Origin of the sequence: Stenotrophomonas capsici (assembly GCF_034961085.1) — a bacterium.
In the GTDB taxonomy this organism is placed as follows: domain Bacteria; phylum Pseudomonadota; class Gammaproteobacteria; order Xanthomonadales; family Xanthomonadaceae; genus Stenotrophomonas; species Stenotrophomonas capsici.
In genome coordinates, this window is record NZ_JAYFUH010000249.1 from 252,006 (window position 1) to 274,516 (window position 22,511).

At 69.3% G+C, this 22,511-nt stretch carries 14 protein-coding genes; 11 read left to right on the forward strand and 3 right to left on the reverse strand.

Annotated elements, in window-relative coordinates; all coding sequences use genetic code 11:
* Positions 1 to 7: 7 nt before the first annotated feature.
* Positions 8 to 2,107, reverse strand: a complete 2,100-nt coding sequence (locus tag VA603_RS14340) for a glycosyltransferase (protein ID WP_323439258.1) — start codon at positions 2,105 to 2,107, stop codon at positions 8 to 10.
* Between the two features lie 96 nt (positions 2,108 to 2,203).
* On the opposite strand from VA603_RS14340, the gene mrcB reads away from it, so the two are divergent.
* The 4 genes from mrcB (at position 2,204) to tsaB (ending at position 8,076) form a co-directional block, all read left to right on the forward strand.
* Positions 2,204 to 4,621, forward strand: coding sequence for a penicillin-binding protein 1B (mrcB, locus tag VA603_RS14345; protein ID WP_323439259.1), 2,418 nt, complete (start codon positions 2,204 to 2,206; stop codon positions 4,619 to 4,621).
* An 8-nt stretch (positions 4,622 to 4,629) separates the two neighbouring features.
* On the forward strand, positions 4,630 to 5,160 hold the full coding sequence (locus tag VA603_RS14350) for a tetratricopeptide repeat protein (protein WP_132865314.1): 531 nt from the start codon (positions 4,630 to 4,632) through the stop codon (positions 5,158 to 5,160).
* A 131-nt stretch (positions 5,161 to 5,291) separates the two neighbouring features.
* Positions 5,292 to 7,358 carry a DNA repair helicase YoaA gene (yoaA, locus tag VA603_RS14355; protein ID WP_323439260.1) on the forward strand — a complete coding sequence of 689 codons (2,067 nt, stop codon included), beginning with the start codon at positions 5,292 to 5,294 and terminating at the stop codon, positions 7,356 to 7,358.
* Positions 7,359 to 7,368: 10 nt separating this feature from the next.
* Entirely contained in the window at positions 7,369 to 8,076 is a 708-nt protein-coding gene (tsaB, locus tag VA603_RS14360) for a tRNA (adenosine(37)-N6)-threonylcarbamoyltransferase complex dimerization subunit type 1 TsaB (protein WP_323439261.1), read from the forward strand.
* A 54-nt stretch (positions 8,077 to 8,130) separates the two neighbouring features.
* Here tsaB and VA603_RS14365 read toward each other — a convergent pair whose 3' ends face one another.
* Together VA603_RS14365 and gshB are read right to left on the reverse strand one after the other, a co-directional pair.
* A complete protein-coding gene (locus VA603_RS14365) occupies positions 8,131 to 9,021 on the reverse strand; it encodes an energy transducer TonB family protein (RefSeq protein ID WP_132865311.1) in 891 nt (296 codons plus the stop codon).
* Positions 9,018 to 9,968, reverse strand: a complete 951-nt coding sequence (gshB, locus tag VA603_RS14370) for a glutathione synthase (protein ID WP_313251758.1) — start codon at positions 9,966 to 9,968, stop codon at positions 9,018 to 9,020. The genes VA603_RS14365 and gshB overlap by 4 nt, the downstream gene beginning before the upstream one ends.
* A gap of 237 nt (positions 9,969 to 10,205) precedes the next feature.
* On the opposite strand from gshB, the gene pilG reads away from it, so the two are divergent.
* From pilG to VA603_RS14405, 7 genes are all read left to right on the forward strand, one after another.
* Positions 10,206 to 10,607, forward strand: a complete 402-nt coding sequence (gene pilG / locus VA603_RS14375; RefSeq protein ID WP_132866201.1) for a twitching motility response regulator PilG — start codon at positions 10,206 to 10,208, stop codon at positions 10,605 to 10,607.
* Positions 10,608 to 10,625: 18 nt separating this feature from the next.
* The gene (locus tag VA603_RS14380; protein ID WP_132865309.1) at positions 10,626 to 10,988 is read left to right on the forward strand and encodes a response regulator; all 363 of its coding nucleotides are present in this window, start codon (positions 10,626 to 10,628) and stop codon (positions 10,986 to 10,988) included.
* Positions 10,988 to 11,518, forward strand: coding sequence for a chemotaxis protein CheW (locus VA603_RS14385; protein ID WP_132865308.1), 531 nt, complete (start codon positions 10,988 to 10,990; stop codon positions 11,516 to 11,518). Before VA603_RS14380 ends, VA603_RS14385 begins: the two co-directional genes overlap by 1 nt.
* A gap of 41 nt (positions 11,519 to 11,559) precedes the next feature.
* Positions 11,560 to 13,596: a methyl-accepting chemotaxis protein gene (locus VA603_RS14390; protein WP_132865307.1), complete on the forward strand. Its 2,037-nt coding sequence runs from the start codon at positions 11,560 to 11,562 to the stop codon at positions 13,594 to 13,596.
* 107 nt (positions 13,597 to 13,703) lie between these two features.
* The gene (locus VA603_RS14395) at positions 13,704 to 20,669 is read left to right on the forward strand and encodes a hybrid sensor histidine kinase/response regulator (RefSeq protein WP_323439262.1); all 6,966 of its coding nucleotides are present in this window, start codon (positions 13,704 to 13,706) and stop codon (positions 20,667 to 20,669) included.
* Positions 20,656 to 21,978: a chemotaxis protein CheB gene (locus VA603_RS14400; RefSeq protein WP_323439263.1), complete on the forward strand. Its 1,323-nt coding sequence runs from the start codon at positions 20,656 to 20,658 to the stop codon at positions 21,976 to 21,978. The genes VA603_RS14395 and VA603_RS14400 overlap by 14 nt, the downstream gene beginning before the upstream one ends.
* 25 nt (positions 21,979 to 22,003) lie before the next feature.
* The gene (locus tag VA603_RS14405) at positions 22,004 to 22,474 is read left to right on the forward strand and encodes a chemotaxis protein CheW (protein WP_132865304.1); all 471 of its coding nucleotides are present in this window, start codon (positions 22,004 to 22,006) and stop codon (positions 22,472 to 22,474) included.
* Positions 22,475 to 22,511 lie beyond the last annotated feature (37 nt).

The following is a 22,511-nucleotide window of genomic DNA, read 5'->3' on the forward strand; positions in this document are numbered from 1 at the left end:
GGCGGCGTCAGTCGAAGAACACCCGCGTGACCGCCGCCTGGGCGGCCTCCATCGAGAAGTGCCGGGCGATGTTGTGCAGGCCGTTGTCGGACAGGCGCTGCCACAGCACCGGATCGACATACAGCTGCACCACCGCATCGGCGAAGGGCTGCGCCTCATCGGCCACGCGCACGTCCTGGCCATCGCGCAGGAACATGCCCTCCACGCCGCAACTGGTGGCGACCACCGGCTGGCCATGGGCCATGCTCAGGTTGACCTTGCCCTTGACCCCGGCGCCATAGCGCAGCGGTGCCACCGCGAGGCGGGCCTGTTCCATGTACGGCACCACGTCCGGGACATAGCCGTGCACGATCACGCCAGGGCAGGCGGCGGCCAGCGCCTGGATGGCCTCGGGCACGTCCGCACCGATGCAGTGGAAGCGGACGTCGGGCAGCTGTGCGCGGATCCGCGGGAACACCTCGCCGATGAACCACTGCATCGCGTCCAGGTTCGGCGGGTGGCGGAAGCCGCCGACGAACACCAGGTCGTGGCGCTGCGCGTAGGGCAGGCCGTGGCCGGCCACTTCATGCAGGTTGGACACCAATTCGACCCGGACCTGCGGCGCGTCCACGCGCAGCTGCTCCTGTTCGGCGGCACTGACCAGCAGGGTGATGTCGGTGGCGGCCATGATCGCCAGCTCGCTGGCGCGGGTACGCTCGGCGCCACGCAGCAGGCTGGCGTCGCCGGCCACTTCGGCGCCGCGGCGCTCGCGCAGGTAGTGCAGGTCGACGGTATCGAACACGGTGCGCGCCTGCGGCGCGAATTCGCGGACCAGCGCCAGGCACTCGTTGGCGACGTGGTAGCGCACCATCATCACCACCGCGAAGCGCTTGCCGTTGTCGCGCAGCCAACTGCCGATGCCGCCCAGGAACGGTGCGTGCCAGACTTCCACGCCCATCGCCTGCAAGGCTTCGGTGGCGCCGCCGGCATGCTCGCCGCGGGTGGGCACGAACACCACGTGCGCGCCCTGCGCGAGCAGCATGCGGATCAGGTTGACCTGGCGCAGTGACGCCGAGTCACGGTCCGGGTGCGGCATGGATTCGTCCAGGACCAGGATCTGGCGCAGGTCCCGGTGCAGCAGCGCCGGGCCGGGCACGCTGCCGACCGGCAGCTGCCGGCGCAGGGCATCGCGCCACTTGTCGGCGAACACCTGCTGGTTGCGTACCTGGTAGGCCTTGATCCCGCTGCCGGTGTCGGTGCCGTTGCTGGTGCCTTCGTCGTGCACCACGCGGCTGGCCGGCTGGACCAGCACGCGCCGGCCGGCGGCGCGCACCTTGAAGGCCAGGTCGGTGTCCTCGTAATACGCTGGCGCGTAGCGGGTATCCAGCCCGCCAAGCTGTTCGAACAGTGCACGCGGCACCGCCAGCGCCGCACCGGAGCAGTAGTCGGCGTCGCGCAGGCTGGCATAGCGGGGATCCTCCGGCGACTCGAAGCGGCCGTAGCTCCAGCAGCTGCCATCGTCGAACACCACGCCGCCGGATTCCTGCAGGCGGCCATCGGGGTACAGCAGCTGCGCGCCGATCAGGCCTGCTTCGGGAACCCGGGCGAAGGTATCCAGCAGCGCATCCAGCCAGCCGGGCTGGGGAACGGTGTCGTTGTTGAGCAGCACCACGTAGTCGCCGCGACTCAGGCGCAGCCCGTCCTTGCAGGCGGCGATGAAGCCGCCGTTGCGTTCACGCAGGTGGTAGCGCAGGCCCTGCACCTGCGGCATCCAAGTGGCGGTTTCGTCGCTGCTGCCGTCGTCGACCACCAGGATCTCGCAGCTGGCCGCCGGCGGATGCGCGGCCAGCGCGCGCAGGCAGGCCAGGGTGTGGGCGCAGTGGTTGTAGACCGGGATCACGATGCTGGCGCGCGGCTGTTCGCTGGCCGGCACGCTGAACGGTGCGAACGGAGCGGCTTCCGGGAAGAACAGCGGCGCGCGCTGCGGCGGCGGCTGGCGGCGGGTATGCACGCCGACCCGGTGCAGGGTGGCGCGCCAGCCACGGGTACGCAGGCTGGCCAGCCCGCGGCGGATCAGGCCGACGATGCGTTTGAGGTGGTAGCGCGCATCGGCCAGCGACATCGACATTCCGGTGGAACTCCAGCTTAAGCAGGGAAGGGCCCGCGACCGCGCCCCGGGGCATGGCTGCGTTAGACTCATTGCAACTCACATTCTCGCATCCCCGTGCCGCCACGCTACGATTCCGACGAGTTCGACGACGATACCGACGACAGCAGTCCGCCGTGGCGCAGCCGCCTGATCACCTGGGGCATGGCCGCCGTCGCACTGGGATTGGGCTTCCTGATCCCCTACACGATCTACCTGAACAACCAGGTCACCCAGCGTTTCGGTGAACTGCGCTGGCAGATCCCGACCCGTGTCTACGCGCGGCCGTTGGTGCTCAGCCCGGGCGTGGCGATGAACGCGGCCACGCTCAAGACCGAGCTGGCGGCCTCCGGCTACCGTGATGACGGCACCGGCAGCAGCCCCGGCACCTACCGCGTGCAGGGCGGCAGCTTCCGCATTTCCAGCCGCGGTTACATCGACGTGGATGGCCGGATCGCGCCGCGCCAGGTCGAGGTGGTGGTGTCTGGCGGGCAGGTGGCTTCGCTGCGTGACGCGGCCGACCGCAAGGGGCTGAAGGCGGCGCGGCTGGACCCGGCGCGCATCGCCACGCTCTATGGCCAGAAGCAGGAGGAGCGCCGCCTGGTGCGGATCTCCGAGACCCCCGAGCTGCTGGTCACCGGCCTTCAGGCGGTGGAAGACAAGGACTTCGCCCATCACCACGGCATCGACATCAGCGGCATCGTGCGCGCGGTGTGGGTGGCCGTGCGTTCGGGCGGTGAAACCCGCCAGGGCGCCAGCACGCTGACCCAGCAGCTGGCGCGCAGTGGCCTGCTCGGGATCGGCAAGGAACAGACGCTGACCCGCAAGTTCAACGAAGTGCTGTACGCGCTGATCATGGAGGCGCGCTACGACAAGGCCACCATCCTGGAGGCCTACCTCAACCAGGTCTACCTGGGCCAGCGTGGCAAGCAGGCGATCCATGGCGTGGCGTCGGGCGCGGAGTTCTGGTTCGGGCGCGACCTCAATTCGCTGACCACCGAACAGGTCGCGCTGCTGATCGGCCTGGTCAAGGGGCCGTCGTACTACGACCCGCGGCGCAACCCGGACAACGCGCTGGACCGCCGCAACTTCGTGCTCGGCAAGCTGCACGAGAACAAACTGATCGACGATGCCGAGTACCAGCGCGCACTGAAGGCACCGCTGGGCGTGTCCAAGACGCCGGGCATCGCCGCGGCCAACCGCTTCCCGGCCTACATCGACCTGGTGCGCCGCCAGCTGGGCAACGACTACCCGGAAAGCGTGCTGCAGGGCGCCGGCCTGAACGTGTTCACCGGCATGTCGCCGTCCGCCCAGGCCTACGCCGAAGGGGCGGTGCAGCACACCATCAAGGCACTGGAGAACAAGCGCCGCCCCGAACTGCAGACCGGGCTGGTGCTGACCGACGTGCACAACGGCGACGTGCTGGCGGTGGTGGGCAGCCGCGACGTGTCCGAGCCGGGCTTCAACCGCGCCATCGAGGCGCAGCGCCCGGTCGGCTCGCTGCTCAAGCCGTTCGTCTACCTGCTGGCGCTGGCCCAGCCGGACCGCTTCTCGCTGGCGACCTGGGTCGAGGACACGCCGGTGACGGTCAACCTCAGCCGGGGCCGCAACTGGACCCCGGGCAACGCCGACAACCGCAGTCACGGCACGGTCCGGCTGATCGATGCACTGGCGCGCTCCTACAACCAGGCTACGGTGCGCGTGGGCATGCAGGTCGGCCCGGAGCGGCTGACCCACCTGATCAGCGTGCTGGCCGGGCTCAAGGCCGAGGCCAACCCGGCGGTGATCCTGGGCTCGACCGACCAGAGCCCGTACGGCATGACCCAGCTGTACCAGTTCCTGGCCTCCGGTGGTGAAATCCAGCCGTTGCACGCGGTGCGTGGCGTGGTCGATGCGCAGGGCAAGCTGCTCAAGCGCTACGACAAGAGCCCGGCGCCGGCGCAGGAGGGCGATTCCATCGCCGCCAACCTGATCAGCGTGGGCCTGCAGCAGGTGGTGGCCAGCGGCACTGCTGCCCGGCTCAATGCCGAGGGCCTGTCGCACCTGCAGGCGGCCGGCAAGACCGGCACCTCCAACGATGGCCGCGACAGCTGGTACGCCGGCTACACCGGCGACCACCTGGCGGTGATCTGGATGGGCAACGACCAGAACGAGCAGACCGGCCTGTTCGGTGCCTCCGGCGCGATGCGGGTGTGGTCGGGCATCTTCCGCAACCTGCCGAGCAAGCCGCTGCGCGTGAACAACAAGGGGCTGGACTGGCAGTACGTGGATGCCAACGGCAACAACGCCACCGACGAAGGTTGCCCGGGCGCGCGCCGCTTCCCGTTCGTGGTCGGCTTCGCGCCGGCGTATGCGCCGTGCAGCCCGCCGGCCGAGGCCATGCCGGATGCCGGCGAGGCTGGCAGCGAAGGCGGTGGCTGGCGCAGCTGGTTCGGGCTGGACCGCAAGGCGCCTGAACCGGCCTCCACGCCCGCTTCCGAGACGCCTGCGCGATAATGCCGGGCATGAACGTTTCTTCTGCTCTTCGTTTCGCGCTGGCCGCTACGGCGGCCTCCCTGCTGCTGGCGGCCTGCGTGAGCACGCCGCCGTCGCCACCGGTCGTGCAGGACACCACCACGCCGGCCCAGCGCCTGGCCGCGGTGGAGGCCATCGCCGGCGTCGATGACACCGAGTTGTCGGTGCAGCCGCTGCGCGACGCCCAGGTCGATGACCTGCGCGAGAACGCCATCGCCAAGCGCAAGGCCGGTGACCTGGCCGGTGCCGCCGAGGACCTGAACCAGGCGCTGATGCTGGTCGACAACGACCCGGGCATCCTGCAGGAACGTGCCGAAGTGGCGCTGCTGCAGGCCGACTGGGCGCGCGCGGAGACCCTGGCCAAAAAGGCCGTGGACCTGGGTTCGCGTACCGGCCCGTTGTGCCGCCGGCATTGGGCGACCATCGAGCAGTCGCGCCTGGCCCGCGCCGAGAAGGAGAACGCGGTGTCCGCGCACGCGCAGATCGAAGGCTGCACGGTGCCGGGGATCAAGCGGTTCTGACCGCGCCCGGGACGCGGGCAGCGATGCCGCGACGCTGAGTGGCCGGCAGGACCCGTGCACCGGGCTCCCTCGAACGGTCGTCTCGTCCAACGCTCTCCCGTTCCCCGACACCGGTTCTCCGCGTCAAGGCCATGTCCTCCCTCGCCACCGCCAGCTGTGAAGCCCTCAGCGAAGGCGGCGCGCTCGCCCGCGCGCTGGATGCCTTCGTGCCGCGCCCGGCCCAGTTGCGCCTGACCGGTGCCATCGCCGAGACGCTGCAGCAGCGCGACGTACTGCTGGCCGAAGCGGGGACCGGCACCGGCAAGACCTTCGCCTACCTGGTGCCGGCGCTGCTGTCGGGCCTGAAGACCATCGTTTCCACCGGTACCCGCGCGTTGCAGGACCAGCTGTACCACCGCGACCTGCCGCGCGTGCGCGCCGCGCTGGGGGTCGGCCATCGTGCCGCGTTGCTGAAGGGACGCGCCAATTACCTGTGCCGCTATCGCCTGGACCAGGCGCGTGGCGAGCCGCGCTTCAGCACGCCGGAGCAGGTGGCGCAATTCCAGCGCATCGTGACCTGGTCCGGGCGCACGCAGTACGGCGACATCGCCGAGCTCGATGGCCTGGCCGACGATTCGCCGCTGCTGCCGATGGTCACCTCCACCGTCGACAACTGCCTGGGCACCGATTGCCCGTTCTGGAGCGATTGCTTCGTGGTACGGGCCCGCCAGCGCGCACAGGAGGCCGACCTGGTGGTGGTCAACCATCACCTGCTGCTGGCCGACCTGGCGCTCAAGCAGGAAGGCTTCGGCGAAATCCTGCCTGGCGCGCAGGCGTTCATCATCGATGAGGCGCACCAGTTGCCGGAACTGGCCACCAATTTCTTCGGCGAAGGCTTTGGCATGCGCCCGTGGCAGGAGCTGGTCTGCGACTGCCTGGCCGAATGCCGCAGCGTCGCCGGCGCGCAGGCCACCCTGCAGCAACCGGTGGCGACGCTGGAGCTGGCGCTGCGCGCGCTGCGCGAGGCGATGGAAAAACTGCCGCCGCGCGGCACCCGCTGGCGGGCGATGGCCCAGCCGGAAGTGGCCGACGGCTTCGATGCGGTCAGCGCGGCACTGGCGCAGCTGCGTGACGCGCTGGCGTTGGTGCGCGAGGCCTCGCCGGGCCTGGATGCCTGCCATGCGCGCGCGCAGGAAGCCGTGTCACGGCTGGCGCGCTGGCTGGGCGAGGACCTGCCGCTGTTCGATTTCGAGGCCGACGAGCATGACGCCGCCGGCGTCGACGATGGCAACGACGTGCTCTGGTACGAGCTGACCCCACGGGGGTTCCGCTGCCATCGCACGCCGATGGATGTGTCAGGCCCGTTGCGCGAGCACCGCGAGCGCTCGATGGCGGCGTGGGTGTTCACCTCGGCCACGTTGACCGTGGACGGGGGCTTCGATCACCTGGCCAAGCGGCTGGGGCTGGATGACCCGGACACGCTGGTCCAGCCCAGCCCGTTCGATTGGCCGCAGCAGGCACTGTGCTATCTGCCCCAGCACCTGCCCGATCCGGTCGCGCGCGGCTATGGCACGGCGCTGATCGCCGCGCTGCGGCCGGTGCTGGAGGCCTCGCAGGGGCGGGCGTTCCTGCTGTTCGCTTCGCATCGCGCGTTGCGCGAGGCCGCCGAAGCGTTGCGCGACGGGCCATGGCCGCTGTTCGTGCAGGGCGAGGCACCGCGCGCCAGCCTGCTGCAGCGTTTCCGTGACTCCGGCAACGGTGTGTTGCTGGGCTCGGCCAGCTTCCGCGAAGGCGTGGACGTGGTCGGCGATGCACTCAGCGTGGTGGTCATCGACAAACTGCCGTTCGCCGCACCGGACGACCCGGTGTTCGAGGCGCAGCTGGACGCGATCCGGCGCGAGGGCGGCAATCCGTTCCGCGACGAACAGCTGCCGCAGGCGGTGATCGCGCTCAAGCAGGGCGTGGGCCGGCTGATCCGCAGCGAGACCGATCGCGGTGTGCTGGTGCTGTGCGACCCGCGCCTGTTGTCCAAGGGCTACGGCCGGGTGTTCCTGGATTCGCTGCCACCGTTCCGGCGGACGCGCGAACTGGCCGATGTGCAGGCCTTCTTTGCGCGACAATGGGGCTCTTCGCTTGAAACCGATGCCGCCGCGGCCATCGCCGCGGGTGTGCCTGACGCCGGCGCGGATCCTGCCGCGCCGCCATTTTCCCTGTCGTGAACGTATCGCCATGAAGCTGCTCGCCTTTGAAACCGCCACCGAAGCCTGTTCCGTCGCCCTGCATTTGGATGGGCAGGTGCTGGAGCGTTTCGAGGTCGCGCCGCGCCGGCATGCCGAACTGAGCCTGCCGTGGGCCGAGCAGTTGCTGGCCGAGGCCGGCGTTGCCCGCAGCCAGCTCGATGGCATCGCGCTCAGCCGTGGTCCCGGCGCCTTCACCGGCGTGCGCCTGGCCATCGCCATCGCCCAGGGCATCGCGTTGGCGCTGGACCGCCCGTTGCTGCCGGTATCCACGCTGCAGACGCTGGCGTTGCGCGCACCGGCTGATGCGCCACGGGTACTGGCCAGCATCGACGCACGCATGGGCGAGATCTACGCCGCGCGTTACCTGCGTGATGCGGAGGGCGGGCTGCAGCTGGACGGGCAGGAAGTGCTGGTGGCCCCGGAGGCGTATGAGCTGCCGGACGACGCTTCGGCCTGGTCCGCGGTCGGCACCGGCCTGGGGGCGCTGGAAGGCGTGCTGGCGGCGCGGCTGGCCGGGCGTCTGCTCACGCAGGACCCGGCGGCGCTGCCACATGCGGCGGACGTGCTGAAGATCGCGGTGCCGATGCTGGCCCGTGGCGAAGGCATCGCCCCGGAACGGGTGCAGCCGGCCTACCTGCGCGACAACGTCGCCCTGACCCTGGTCGAGCAGCAGGCGCTGCGCGACTCCAAACGCTGAGCGGGCCGCAGGCAGGACCCCACAGGCAGGGATGGAATCCCCGCCGTCACCGCCTCAGCGGTCGTCGCGCAGCTCGCCACCGGGCAGGAACACCCAGGTGCGGGTGACCTGCAGGATGTCGATGTCATCCTCGGTCCGTGGCAGCGCCGGGAATGGCTGCGCCAGTTCGATCACGCGCAGGGCGGTGGCATCGAGCAGCGGCACGCCGCTGCTGCGCAGCACCCGGCTGCTTTCCACGCTGCCGTCGCGGCGCACGCCCACCGTGATCACCACCTGGCCACCCAGCCGGCGCCGGCGTGCCTCGTCGGGGTAGTTGAGGTTGCCCACGCGCTCGGCGCGGTCCACCCAGGCGCGCAGGTAGTTCGCGTAGGCGTATTCGCGGGTGCTGGCCGAGACGAACTTGCGGTTCGGCCGCTTGGCATATTGCTCCGAGCGCAGGTGCACCTCGGCGGCCAGGCGCGCCATCTCCGCGTCGCGCTGCTCGCGGGCGGTCATCGGCGCATTGGCATCGGGGCGGTCGGGCAGGGGCCGCGACTGCGCATCGGCGACGCGGTCCTGGCCGTGCACGCTGGTGATCACCCGTGCTTCCGGCGGAGGCGGCGCGGCGGCCGACTGCGCCTGCAGCGGCACCGGGGCTAACCCGTCCTGGTTCTGCGGCACCACGCCGGCCTGGCTGTCGCGCGGACGCTGTGCCTTGTCATGGTCGCCGCCGCCCTGCTGGTTGGCCTGGGCGAGGAAGTCGGCCTGCTTGGGCGTCAGTGGCGTGCTGGTCTGACTGAAGATCACGTCCAGCGTCGGCACCAGCGGCGCGTTGTCGCTGACCGCGAAGCCCACGCCCAGGATCAGCAACCCATGCACCAGCGTGGACAGCACCAGCGTGGCGGTCAGTCGTTGCTGTTCGGTAACGCGTGACGAGGCGGGCAGGCCGGCGGCGGTGGAACTCATTGCGTCAGGCCGGCCTCGATGACGTCGAACAGCTGCCCGGCGATGTTCAGGCCGAACTGGGCGTCCAGCTCGCGCACGCAGGTAGGGCTGGTGACGTTGACCTCGGTCAGGTAGTCGCCGATCACGTCCAGGCCCACGAAGCGCATGCCGCGGCGCTTCATCTCCGGGCCGACCTGGGCGGCGATCCAGCGGTCGCGCTCGCTCAGCGGGCGGCCTTCGCCGCGGCCACCGGCGGCCAGGTTGCCGCGGAACTCGTCGCCCTGCGGGATGCGCGCCAGGCAGTAGTCCACCGGTTCGCCATCGACCAGCAGGATGCGCTTGTCGCCGGCGCTGATGTCGGGGATGAAGCGCTGCGCCAGGGCCAGCTTGTGGCCGCCTTCGGTCAGCGTTTCCAGGATCACGTTCAGGTTCGGATCGCCCGTGCCGCTGCGGAAGATCGAGCGGCCGCCCATGCCGTCCAGCGGCTTGAGCACCGCCTGGCCGTGTTCAAGCACGAAGGCCTTCAGCTCGGCGGCGCTGCGGCTGACCAGGGTCGGCGGGCAGCACTGCGGGAACAACAGCGCGGCCAGCTTCTCGTTGAAGTCGCGCAGGCCCTGCGGGTCGTTGACCACCAGCGCGCCGGCCTGCTGGGCGATGCCCAGGACGAGGGTGTCGTACAGGTACTCGCCGTCGAACGGCGGGTCCTTGCGCATCAGCACGATCTGGCCGGGGCCGAACGCCAGCGGCGCGAAGGCACCCAGGGTGAACCAGCCGGCCGTGTCGTCGCGGACCTGCAGCGGCGCCACCTCGGCCATGGCCACGCCCCCGTGCAGGGACAGGCCGCCCGGGCGGACGTAGTGCAGGCGGTGGCCACGGCGCTGGGCTTCCAGCAGCATCGCGAAGGTGGTGTCCTTGGCGATCTTGATGTGGGCGATGGGGTCCATCACCACGATGACGTCTAAAGGCATGGGTCCAATCCGGCAATTCAGACGGTGATGGTAGCCGTTCGTGGCAGGTGCGCCCAGCGCGGGACGGGGCGGGGGAGCCTGAATGGACTTGCGCCATAAATGAGAAGTACGTCACATGTGAAGGATGTCCGGCCTGTTCCCGTGGACATTGCTTGACAGCAGCCGCGTGGGCTGGGATATAGATGCGCTTTCGCGGCGGCATCGTCGATGCAGGCCGCGCGTTCGGGGAAACAGGAAATGGTTGAAGAAATGGCTGCGGGTGGGGAACTCGCAGGACTGAGGGTGATGGTGATCGATGATTCGAAGACCATCCGGCGTACCGCCGAAACACTTCTGAAACGTGAAGGCTGCGAGGTCGTTACCGCGACCGATGGCTTCGAGGCATTGGCCAAGATCGCCGACCAGCAGCCACAGATCATCTTCGTCGACATCATGATGCCGCGTCTGGACGGGTATCAGACCTGTGCCCTGATCAAGGGCAACCAGCTGTTCAAGTCGACGCCGGTGATCATGCTCTCGTCCAAGGATGGCCTGTTCGACAAGGCACGCGGCCGCATCGTCGGCTCCGAGCAGTACCTCACCAAGCCATTTACCCGCGACGAACTACTGGGTGCCATCCGCACATACGTCAACGCCTGACCAGGGGGTAAGGCAAAAATGGCTCGAATTCTGTTGATCGAAGACTCACCGACCGACCGGGCGGTGTTTACGCAATGGCTGGTCAAGGCCGGCCACGAAGTATTGTCGGCGGACAACGCCGAGGAAGGGCTGCAGATCGCACGCAGCCAGGGGCCGCAACTGGTGTTGATGGACGTGGTGCTGCCGGGCATGAGCGGTTTCCAGGCCACGCGCGCGATGTCGCGTGACGAGGCCACCCGCGATATCCCGGTGCTGATCGTCAGCACCAAGAGCATGGAAACGGACAAGGCCTGGGGCATGCGCCAGGGTGCGACCGACTACATCGTCAAGCCGCCGCGTGAGGATGACCTGATCGCGCGGATCAACAAATTGGTGGGTTGATGCGTTCTCCCTTCGACATCCTTGAAGCTTACGAACGGCGCAGCCTGGCGCACGCGGTGCAGTTGCCCGAGCGGCGCTTCTCACAGGATGTCTGGCGCGGGGTGGGCTTCCGCATCGGCACGCGCCACCTGGTGTCCGACTTCCGCGAAGTGGTCGAAATCGTGCCGATGCCGCCGATCACCCTGGTGCCCGGCGCGCAGCCGTGGCTGCTGGGCGTGGGCAACCTGCGCGGCAACCTGTTCCCGGTGGTGGACCTGAAGAATTTCCTCGAAGGCGAGCGTACCGCGCCGCAGGAAGGCCAGCGCGTGCTGATCATGCGCCAGGCCGGCGGCGACGTGGCGCTGGTCATCGACGAGTTGTACGGCCAGCGCAGCTTCGAGCAGCACATGCAGGTGCCGGCCGGTGACATCGCCCAGGGCCGTTATGCCCACTTCGTCGAGCGCGCCTTCCACGACGAGGGGCGCGACTGGGGCGTGTTTTCGCTGTCGTTGCTTTCCCGCACTCCTGAATTCCGGCAGGCCGCCGCCTGATTGGCGTGCCTGCTTCATCGCATTGATATCGAGGTCGAACGATGAGTACTGCTCCTGAATCCACCAGGGCCGGCAAGCTGGGCAACGTGGGCACCAACTTCTGGTTGGGCCTGCTGGTGCTGTCGATGATCGTCTTCGGCGCCAACACCGGTGTGGCAACGTGGCAGGGCAGCCGCCTGGCAGGCGCCAGTACCGGCGCGGCCGACCTGCAGGTGCTGTCACAGCAGCTGGCCAACCAGGGCCGCGACGCCGTGGGCGGCAGCCGCACGGCCTATGCCGCGTTCAAGGACACCCGCAGCAAGATCGAAGGCACCGTGAGCGAGCTGCAGGGCCGCTTCGGCACCGAGGCCGGCGTGTCCCGCCCGCTGGCCAACCTGGTCGATACCTGGAAGCCGCTGTCCAAGAACGCCGAACAGATCGTGGCCAGTGAGCCGGCGATCATGGCGCTGGCCGGCAACGCCGACAGCTTCGTCGGCGCGGTGCCGCAGCTGCAGGCGCAGTTGAACGAGGTGGTGCGCGAAATGACCGCCGGTGGCGCGCAGTCCTCGCAGGTGTACAACGGCCTGCAGCAGGTCGTGGTGGCCGGCACGATGGCCCGCCGCGTGACCGAAATCCGCGCCGGTGGCCCGGGCGCCAGCGGCGCCGGCGACGCGCTTGCGCGCGACATGGTGGTGTTCTCGCAGGTGCTGGAAGGCCTGCGCCACGGCAACCAGGAAATGGGCATCACTGCGGTGCGCAGCGCCGATGCACAGGTGGCGCTGGAACAGTCGGCCAACCAGTGGGCGAAGATGAAGAAGGACGCCGACGCCATCCTGGCCAGCTCGCGCAACCTGTTCGCCGCACAGTCCTCGGCCACCGCGCTGACCACCGGCTCGGACAAGATGCTGGAGAGCAGCCGCAGGCTGTTCGACGCGTTCTCGGCCTTCGGCTCGACCCGTGATACCCGCATCTTCCCGAACTTCTGGTGGAGCGTGGTGTTCGGCGGCCTGTCGGTGCTGTCGATCATCATGTTCGTCTGGAGCACCGTGCGCAGCCGTTCGCGCGAACAGGAAACCCGCTACCAGACGCAGGTGGAGTTCAACAGCCGCAACCAGCAGGCGATCATGCGGCTGCTGGACGAAATCAGCTCGCTCGGTGAAGGTGACCTGACGGTGAAGGCCTCGGTGACCGAGGACATGACCGGCGCCATCGCCGACGCAATCAACTACGCCGTGGACGAACTGCGCCACCTGGTGACCACCATCAACGACATCTCCAGCAAGGTGGCGGTGTCGGCGCAGGAAACCCAGGCCACCGCCATGCAGCTGGCAGAAGCGGCCGGCCACCAGGCCGACGAGATCACCAGCGCCTCGGACCGCATCGGCGAAATCGCGACCTCCATTGAACAGGTGTCGCGCAACTCCAGCGAGTCGGCCGAAGTGGCACAGCGCTCGGTGGTCATCGCGACCGAGGGTGCCGGCGTGGTGCGCCAGACCATCCAGGGCATGGACCAGATCCGCGACCAGATCCAGGAAACCTCCAAGCGCATCAAGCGGCTGGGCGAGTCCTCGCAGGAGATCGGCTCGATCGTGGAACTGATCAACGACATTTCCGAGCAGACCAACATCCTGGCATTGAACGCGGCCGTGCAGGCGGCGTCGGCCGGTGAAGCGGGCCGCGGCTTCGCGGTCGTGGCCGACGAAGTGCAGCGCCTGGCAGAACGTACCTCCGGCGCGACCCGTCGAATCGAAGGCCTGGTCCAGGCGATTCAGGCCGATACCAATGAAGCGGTCACCTCGATGGAGCAGACCACCGCAGAAGTGGTGTCCGGTGCGCGCTTGGCCGAGGACGCCGGTACCGCGCTGACCGAAATCGAACGCGTGTCCAACGCGCTGAACAACCTCATCAAGAGCATCTCCGTCGCCGCCAACCAGCAGGCCGCAGCCGCTACCGACATCACCCAGACCATGGGCGTGATCCGGCAGATTACCGGCCAGACCTCGCACGGTGCGGGGCAGACCGCCGATTCGCTGGGCCAGCTGAACCAGCTGGCGGCCGAGCTGCGGCGTTCGGTGGCCGACTTCAAGCTGCCGGCTTGAACGGGCTGACTGGTCGGGGATGAAGGGAACCAGCAGATGAAGTATTGCCATACCGCGAAGCAGGGCCAGAACCTCGCCATGCGATCGCTGCTGTACAGGGGAGTGCGATGAGTACCTTGCGCGATGCCATGAGCCACGCGGCGCTGGGCTGGGTCAAGCCGGAGCTGGACGAGACCCTGCGCCAGGTGCGCAACGAGGTCGAGCAGTTCGTTGAAGACCCCAGCGACACCAGCCGCATGCGTTTCTGCGCCGGCTACCTGCACCAGGTGCAGGGCACGCTGCGCATGGTCGAGCTGTACGCCCCGGCGATGGTGGCCGAGGAGCTGGAGCTGCTGGCCAACGCGGTGCGCGACGGCGCCGTGCCCGAGCGCGAGGAAGCCTGCGCCACGCTGATGCGTGGCACCGTGCTGTTGCCGGACTACCTGGAGCGCCTGCAGAACGGCCACCGCGACATCCCGATCGTGCTGCTGCCGCTGCTCAACGAGATCCGCGCCGCGCGTGGTGCCGAAGGCATCAACGAGAGCGTGCTGTTCGCGTTCAACCCCGATGCCAGCGACGCCAGCCCGGCCGAACTGGAACATGCCCGCGGCAGCCTGCGTGGCCGCAACCGCGAACTGCTCGACACGGTCGGCAACGCGGTCAAGGAAGACCTGATGCGCATCAAGGATGCGCTGGACCTGCACGTGCGCACCGGTGGCAACGCGACCGACCTGCAGACCCAGGTCGACGAACTGCGCGCGGTGTCCGACACGCTGGGCGTGATGGGCCTGGGCGTTGCCCGCGGCATCGTCGCCAAGCAGCGCGACGCGCTGGCCGAGGTGGTCGCCGGCAACCGTGGCATCGACGACAACCTGTTGCTGGATATCGCCGGCTCGCTGCTGTACGTGGACGCCTCGCTGGACGACCAGGTCGCCCACCTCGGCGCGAATGCCGAAGGCGAGGACGACGCGGCCGCGGTGGAAACCCGGCGCACGGTGGAGGTGCTGGCGCACGAAGCCATCGCCAACTTCACCGCCGCGCGGGAATCGTTCGTCGCCTTCATCGAGACCAACTGGGACCACGAGCGCTTGGCCGAAGTGCCGCGCCTGCTCGGCGAGGTCGCCGGCGCGCTGCGTATGCTGGAACTGCCGCAGCCGGCCGACTACCTGCTGGCCGTGCGCCAGTACATCGAATCCGAACTGATCGGGCGCCGCCGCATTCCCGGTGGCCGCCAGCTGGATACCCTGGCCGACGCCATGGCCAGCCTGGAGTACTACCTCGAAGCGCTGCGTGACCGCCGTTCGGGCCGCGAGGACATCCTCGACATCACCCGCAGCAGCCTGGAAGCACTGCATTACTGGCCGATCCCGGCATTGACCGTCGACGCGCCGGCCGGCATGGTCGCCGCCGTCACGATGGACGCACCTGCCGTGGCGGAAGTTGCCCCGGTTGCGCTCGTCGAGGCCCCGGCAGCGGCCGAGCCGCCGGTCGAGGCGCCGCGGTGGGATCTGGAACCAGTGCAGGAAACGCCGGTCATCGTCGAGGAAGCCGCTCCGCAGGCCGAGCCCCCGGTACAGGAGCCGGTTGCCGCGGTGGTTCCGCCGCCGCTGCCGGAGATCGCGCCTGCCGCTGCCACGCCAACGCCGGTCTATCCATTGCTGTTCGGCGCGGCCATCCATGCCAAGCCCACCTTGAACGGACTGCCGCCGGTGCCGAATGTCGCCGGGCCGTTCGAGGTGCTGGCCGAACCGGCTGTCACCGCGGATGCGTCGGTGTTCGACCCGGTCGCGGCCGAATACACGCAGCCGGTGGGCAACGACGATGTCGTGGCGCCGATCGTGCTGGAAGAGCGTGACGATGCACCGGCCACGGACATCGCACCCACCGCTTTCCAGGCCTTCGACCCGGTGGCCTCCGAGGAGGCCGTGCCGGAGGCCGCGGCATCGACGGTCTTCACCTTCGACAGCAGCCTGCTGGAGCTGGACGATGCGTCTTCGCGCGTCGAGCCGGTTGCGGTACAGGACGTGACCGTTGCCGACGGTTTCTTCGCGCCGGAGCTGGACGAGGCAGTCACGCTGGAAGCAGCGTCGCCCGCCGAACCCGCCGAACCCGCCGAACCCGCCGAACCCGCCGCGATCAACGCACCGGCTGACTGGCAACTGGAGGAAGCGCCGCTCGCGCAGCAGCCGACCGAAGCCGTCCATGCCGCCGCACCGGTGGCACCGGCCGAGGAGCCGTCGGTTGTGGTCGCCCAACAGGTGCCCGAAGCGGTGGAAGTGGCCGATGCCGAGGCTGCCGCCTTCATGGCCGAGCTCAACGCCGCCGCCGACGCGTTCGATCCGTTCGCACGCCCGGTCGCGCCGGAACCGGCACGCGTGCCGGAGCTGGTGGAGGCCGCGGCCGCCGCCGCACCTGCCGCGCGTGCACCGGCGTCGTTCGCCACGCTCGATGGTGGGTTCATCGATGGTGGTGATGACATCGATCAGGACATCCGTGATGTCTTCATCGAGGAGTTCGACGAAGAACTGGTCAACCTGGGGCACCTGTTGACGGCCTGGCGCGCCGCGCCGGGCAACATGGAGCGCCTGCGCCCGGTGCGCCGCGTATTCCATACCCTCAAGGGCAGTGGTCGCCTGGTTGGCGCACGCACCCTGGGCGAGTTCAGCTGGAAGATCGAAGGCATGCTCAACCGCGTGCTGGACGGCAGTCGCCCGGCCAGCCCGGCCGTGGTCGCCATGGTCAACCAGGCCTATGACGTGCTGCCGGAGCTCAATGCCGCGCTGCGCGGCGCCGGCAACCTGCATTCGGACCTGCTGGGCATGCAGGATGTGGCCGACCGCGTCGCCGCGGGCGAGGAAGCGTTCTACCAGACGCCGAGTGCTGCGCCTGCTCCGGCACCCGCGCCGGTCGCCGAGGCGATCGTGGCCGAGCCGATGGCGGTGGCCGCCGTCGAGGCGGAAGGCACCCCGGCCTCGGTGGACAGCGTGCTGCGCGAGATCCTCGAAGCCGAGGTCAGCGTGCATCTGGAAACGGTCAATCGCTGGCTGGCACAGTCGAACGCGGCACCGCAGCCGGTCAACGAAGACCTGTTGCGCGCCGTGCACACCATGAGCGGTGCGTTCGCGATGACCGACGTGCCGGTGATCACCAGCATCACCTCGCCGGCCGAATCCTTCGTCAAGCGCTCGCTGGCGGCCGGCATCGTGCCGGGCGCGGTCGGTGTACAGGCGCTGTCGCAGATGGCAGCGGCCATCGACACCACCATCAACGCACTGCGCGACCCGGCGCCCCGCATCCCGGCATTCCCGGGTGTGGCCGAACGCCTGCAGGCGCTGGTCGATGCATTGCCGGATGCCAAGTGGCCGCCGATGCCGGTCGAGGACGAGTTGTCGCTGGACGACGCCGACCCCGCAGCCGTCGAGGAAACCGGCGCGGCGGAGCCGTCCGCCCCGGAACTGTCCATGGCCGAAGACCTGTCGGCGTACCTGGATGCATCGCTGCTGGAAGGCACGCCGGGCGCCGTGCCGGTGCAGGATGTGCAGACGGATGCCGGACAGGCCATCGAATCGCCTGTGGACCTGTCGTCCGCCGAAGCGGAGATGGCCGTCGAGCCGACGACCACGACGGACGCGGTTGCCGCCGCGTTGAATGTTGTCGATGCAGCCGATACCGCGCAGCAGGATTCCCACGCCGACGTGGATGAAGCCGCACAGCGGGCACCGATCGATGAGGCACCGGTTGCCTTCGCCGACGACGTCCGCCAGGCACCCGCAGAAGCGGCCGAAGCGCCGTCCGCGCAGGAAGCGGTTGAGTCCCCGGCGGCTTCGGGGACATCGTCACCGTTCGCCTGGCTGGCGACGGCCGGCGCCGCGGTCGCGGGCGTCGCGGCCGCGGCGTTCCGCAAGGACACGCCAGCCGAGGAGGTCGTTCCGGCCCGCGAGGCGAACGCGCTGGAACCGTCCGTGTCCGACGAGGCCGAGGTGGCCGCGCCGAGTGAAGTCGAAGCGCCGTCGGTGCAGGACGCCGACCTTGTTGCCGATGCCGATGCCGATACCGATGCCGACGCCGACATGCAGGTGTCGGAGATTGCGGCGCAGGTGGACGAGGTCGAGGACCTGTCTGCCGAGCTCGCGCCGCTGGCTGATAGCGAAACGGTGCCGGCTTCGGAAGCTGCCCTGCACGATGTCGATGCCGAAGGTGCTGTCGCGGTCGGGAACGACGTGGATGCACTGCCGGAAGCGGTTGTCGTCGACGTCGCGGAAACTGCCTCCGACGTCGCAGCGACGGATGCCGCCGTGGACGAAGCGACGGCCGCTGTCGAGGATGCCGATGTGTCCGCGCCCAGCGAAATGTGGCTGGAAGACACCCGTGACGTCGCCGAAGACGCGCCGCTGGAAGACGCAGCGGCCGAAGCCGCAGTCGCAGCGGTGCTGGAAGACGCCGCGGTCGACGTGCCGGTTGCCGTCGTCGTGGAACGTGACGCCGCCGCCACCGCAGGCGCCGAGGTCGCAATCGACCCGGTCGTGGATGCGGAAGGGATCGACACGCCGGCTGCCGATGTGGCCGGGCAGGGCGACGAAATCACGGCGCCGGCTGAACCGGTTGCCGACGTGCCGGTCGATGTGCCGGGCATGGCTGCCAGGATCGAACTGGCACCACTGACCGCCCCGTTGCCGGAAGACCAGCGGGTGGTGGTGTCCGAGCCGGTGCTGGCCGAACTGGTGGTCGGCCCGCTGGACTTCAACGAGCTGGACCGCGAGCTGGTCGACATCTTCGTCGAGGAAGGCAAGGACCTGCTCGACCACTGCGATGGCCTGCTGCACGAGCTGCGCTCGACGCCGGAGGACCGCGAAGCACTGGCGGGCCTGCAGCGTGACCTGCACACCCTCAAGGGTGGTGCGCGCATGGCCGGCATCAATGCCATTGGCGACCTTGGCCACGGCATCGAATCGCTGCTGGAAGCGGTGGCGGCCAACCGCACCGAGATGACCCGCGACGACGTCACGCTGCTGGAGCGGGGCTTCGACCGCCTGCACCAGCTGCTGGTGCATACCGGTGACCACCACGCGGTGCAGATGCCGCTGGACCTGATCGGCGCGTTCGAGGCCCGTACCGATGGCCGCGCCGAAGCGGCACCAGCACCGGTCGAGGCACCGGCGCTGGACGCGTCTGCCCCGATGCCGGTGACGGACGAGGTGCAGCCGCAGCCGCTGGCAGCCGCGGTGCCGTTGTCGGCACCGGTGATCGACGAGCAGGCCGCCGAGGAAGACGGTGCCCCGCGTGGCCAGGAACAGGTGCGCGTGCGCGCGGACCTGCTCGACAGCCTGGTCAACCACGCCGGTGAAGTGGCGATCTACCGCTCGCGCCTGGAGCAGCAGCTCGGTGCCTTCCGTGGCGCCATGGCCGAACTGGACCGCACCAACGCGCGTCTGCGCGACCAGCTGCGCCGCCTGGACCTGGAAACCGAAGCCCAGATCGTCGCCCGCTATCGCCGCGAGCACGAACAGGCCGACCAGACCTTCGACCCGCTGGAACTGGACCGTTTCTCGACGCTGCAGCAGCTCAGCCGTGCGCTGAACGAATCGGCGGCCGACTTGGGCGGCCTGCAGGGCGTGCTCGACGAGCTGTCGCGCAACTACGACACGCTGCTGCAGCAGCAGTCACGCGTGAGCTCGGAACTGCAGGACGGCCTGATGCGTGCGCGCATGGTGCCGTTCGACGGACTGGTGCCGCGCCTGCGTCGCGTGGTCCGCCAGGCCGCGCACGACACCGGCAAGCAGGTGCACCTGAAGCTGGAAGGCACGCACGGCGAACTGGACCGCAACGTGCTCGACCGCATGGTTGCGCCGCTGGAGCACATGCTGCGCAACTCGGTCGCACATGGCCTGGAAGAACCGGCCGCACGTGCCCGGGCCGGCAAGGCCGAGGAAGGCGAGATTGCCCTGCGCCTGCGCCGCGAAGGGTCGGAAATCGTGCTGGAAGTGGCCGATGACGGCGCCGGCCTGGACCGCGCGGCGATCCGCCGTCGCGCCGAGCAGCGTGGCCTGCTGGGCGCCGAGGAGCAGATCGACGACAGCCAGCTGGACCAGATGATCTTCGCCTCGGGCTTCAGCACCAGCGAGCAGGTCAGCCAGCTGGCCGGCCGTGGCGTGGGCATGGACGTGGTGCGCAACGAAGTACGCCAGCTCGGCGGCTCGGTGGACATCCATTCCGAGCGTGGCCACGGCGCCACCTTCACCCTGCGCCTGCCGCAGACGCTGGCGGTCACCCAGGCGGTGTTCGTCCGCATCGGCGAGACCACTTACGCGGTGCCGGTGGCATCGGTCAGCGGTATCGGCCGCATTTCCCGCGAGCGCTTCGAATCCGGGCAGAGCGGTTACCACTACAACGGCGAAGACTTCACCCTGTACAACCTGGGCACCCTGGTCGGCCAGGCCGCGGCCAAGGCCGAAGGCCAGAACGAGATCCCGTTGCTGCTGGTGCGCTCGGGCGACCTGCGCGCGGCGGTGGCGATCGACCAGGTGCTGGGCAACCGCGAAATCGTGGTCAAGCCGGTGGGCCTGCAGATCGCCTCGGTACCGGGCATCTACGGCGCCACCATCACCGGCGAAGGCAACGTGGTGGTGATCCTGGACGTCGCGCCGCTGGTGCGTCGCCACCTGGCCCAGCCGCAGCAGGCGGTGGAGGCGACCGTGGTCACCAGCCAGCGTCATGCGCCGCTGGTGATGGTGGTCGACGATTCGCTGACCATGCGCAAGGTCACCGGCCGCGTGCTGGAGCGCCACAACTTCGAGGTCGCCGCCGCACGCGACGGCGTCGAGGCGCTGGAGCTGCTGGAAGAGCGCGTGCCCGACCTGATGCTGCTGGACATCGAGATGCCGCGCATGGACGGCTACGAGCTGGCCACCGCCATGCGCGCCGACCCGCGCTACAAGGACGTGCCGATCGTGATGATCACCTCGCGCAGCGGTGACAAGCATCGCCAGCGTGCGTTCGAGATCGGCGTGCAGCGTTACCTGGGCAAGCCGTACCAGGAGCTGGACCTGATGCGCAATGTCTACGACCTGCTGGGGATCGCACGTGTACGCGAATGACACCACCAAGCCGGTAGCCCTGCTGGCCCGTGCCGGTGCGGCACGCGAACGCCTGCGTGAGGCAATCGCCGCCGCCGGTGGCCACGTCGTGCTGGAGGAGGATCCCAACCAGCTCGACGGTGCCGCCCTGGAAGCGGCTGCGCCGCAGGTGGTGCTGGTGGCGTTGGAGCCGGCGGTCGAGGACGCCCTGGAGCGCCTGGGGCCGCTGCTCGAAGCCCCGCACCTGACCCTGATGTTCGAGGAAGCCGAACTGGCCGCGCGTCGCGAGGGCTGGGAGGCGCAGCGCTGGATTCGCCACCTGGCGGCCAAGCTGCAGGGACATGGCAACGTGCTGCCCCCCGGGCAGGAGGACGAGGCCGCCGAGCCGGCCGCCGCGCTCGAGCCGGGGCTGCCGGAACGTCCGGCCGATCGCCATGTCGATGCGCCGTTGCAGTTCCACCTCGACGAGGCATTCGTCGAGTCGGTGGACGTGCCGGCCGACGCGCTGTACGTGCCGCCGGTCGTGCCCGAAGAGCGTCCGCAGGTGCTTTCCTTCGAGGAACTGATCGCAACGCCGGCGGCCGAGTCGCCGGTGCTGCCGCCGCCGCTGCCGGAACGGGCCGGGACCGAACCGGCCGTGCAGGTGCCGGCGGCGGAGACCACCGCACCGGTCATGGACTTCAGCAAGTGGTCGCTGGTCGAGGAAGAGGGTTACCAGGAGGTTGCGGCGGCGCCGGAGGCCCCGCCACCGCCCGCGCTTGCCAGCCTGCTGAACACCTCGCTGTCGCTGGTCGACATCGAGGAAGAAGGTGCCGATGGCGGAGCGGTGCTGCTGTTCGCCGGCATCGGCGGCCCGGACGCGGTGCGCCGCGTGCTGGCCGGCCTGCCGGAAGATTTCGCGCGCCCGGTGCTGGTGCAGTTGCGCCTGGACGGTGGCCGGTACGCCAACCTGGTCAAGCAGATGTCGCGTGCGACCAGCTTGCCGGTGAGCCTTGCCGAACCGGGCGTCAGCCTGGCCGGTGGCAATGTCTACATCCTGCCGGATGCCACCAGCCTGTCGTCCGAGGGCGGCTTGCGCTTTGGCGACGGGCAGGGTGACCTGCTGGAGGCATTGGACCCGGTGCGCAGCGCGGTGATGCTGCTCAGTGGCGCCGATGTCGGCCTGGTCGAACCGGTGCTGGCGTTCGCCGAACGCGGTGGCTGGGTCGCGGGCCAGATCGGTGAAGGCTGCTACGACCCGGCGGCGGCCAGTCAGCTGGCGGTTGCCGGCAAGCCGGCGGGCGACCCGGAGTATCTGGCAGCCGAACTGGCAACGCATTGCGCCGGCTGATGCCGGCGCAACCAAGGAATCGACGATGAGCTACGCAAACAACGACGAAGTACGTGGGGTCCTGATCCAGGCCGGCAACGAGCGCGTGCTGCTGCCCAATGCCACGGTCGCGGAAATGATGTCGCGTGTGCCGGTCGAGCCGATCGGTAATGCCCCGGCCTGGCTGGTCGGCCAGATCGCCTGGCACGGCTGGAGCGTCCCGCTGCTGTCCTATGCCGGCCTGAGCGGGCAGGGCGGCGAGCCGGTCAGCGGCAACAACAAGGTGGTGGTGCTCAAGGCCCTGGGTGGAAACCCGGAGCTGCCGTACTTCGCGCTGCTGACCCAGTCCTTCCCGCAGCTGATCGCGGTGCCCCGCGATGGCCTGCTGGCCGACGCATCGGAAGAAAGCCTGCCGGGCGTGGTGCACATGCGCGTGCTGCTGGGCGAGCAGAGTGCCCTGCTGCCGGACCTGGATGCCATCGAAAGCGCGGTGACCGCGGCGCTGGCAGCCGCCTGAGCCCAGCGCCGGGACAGGAAAAGCCGCGCACTCGCGC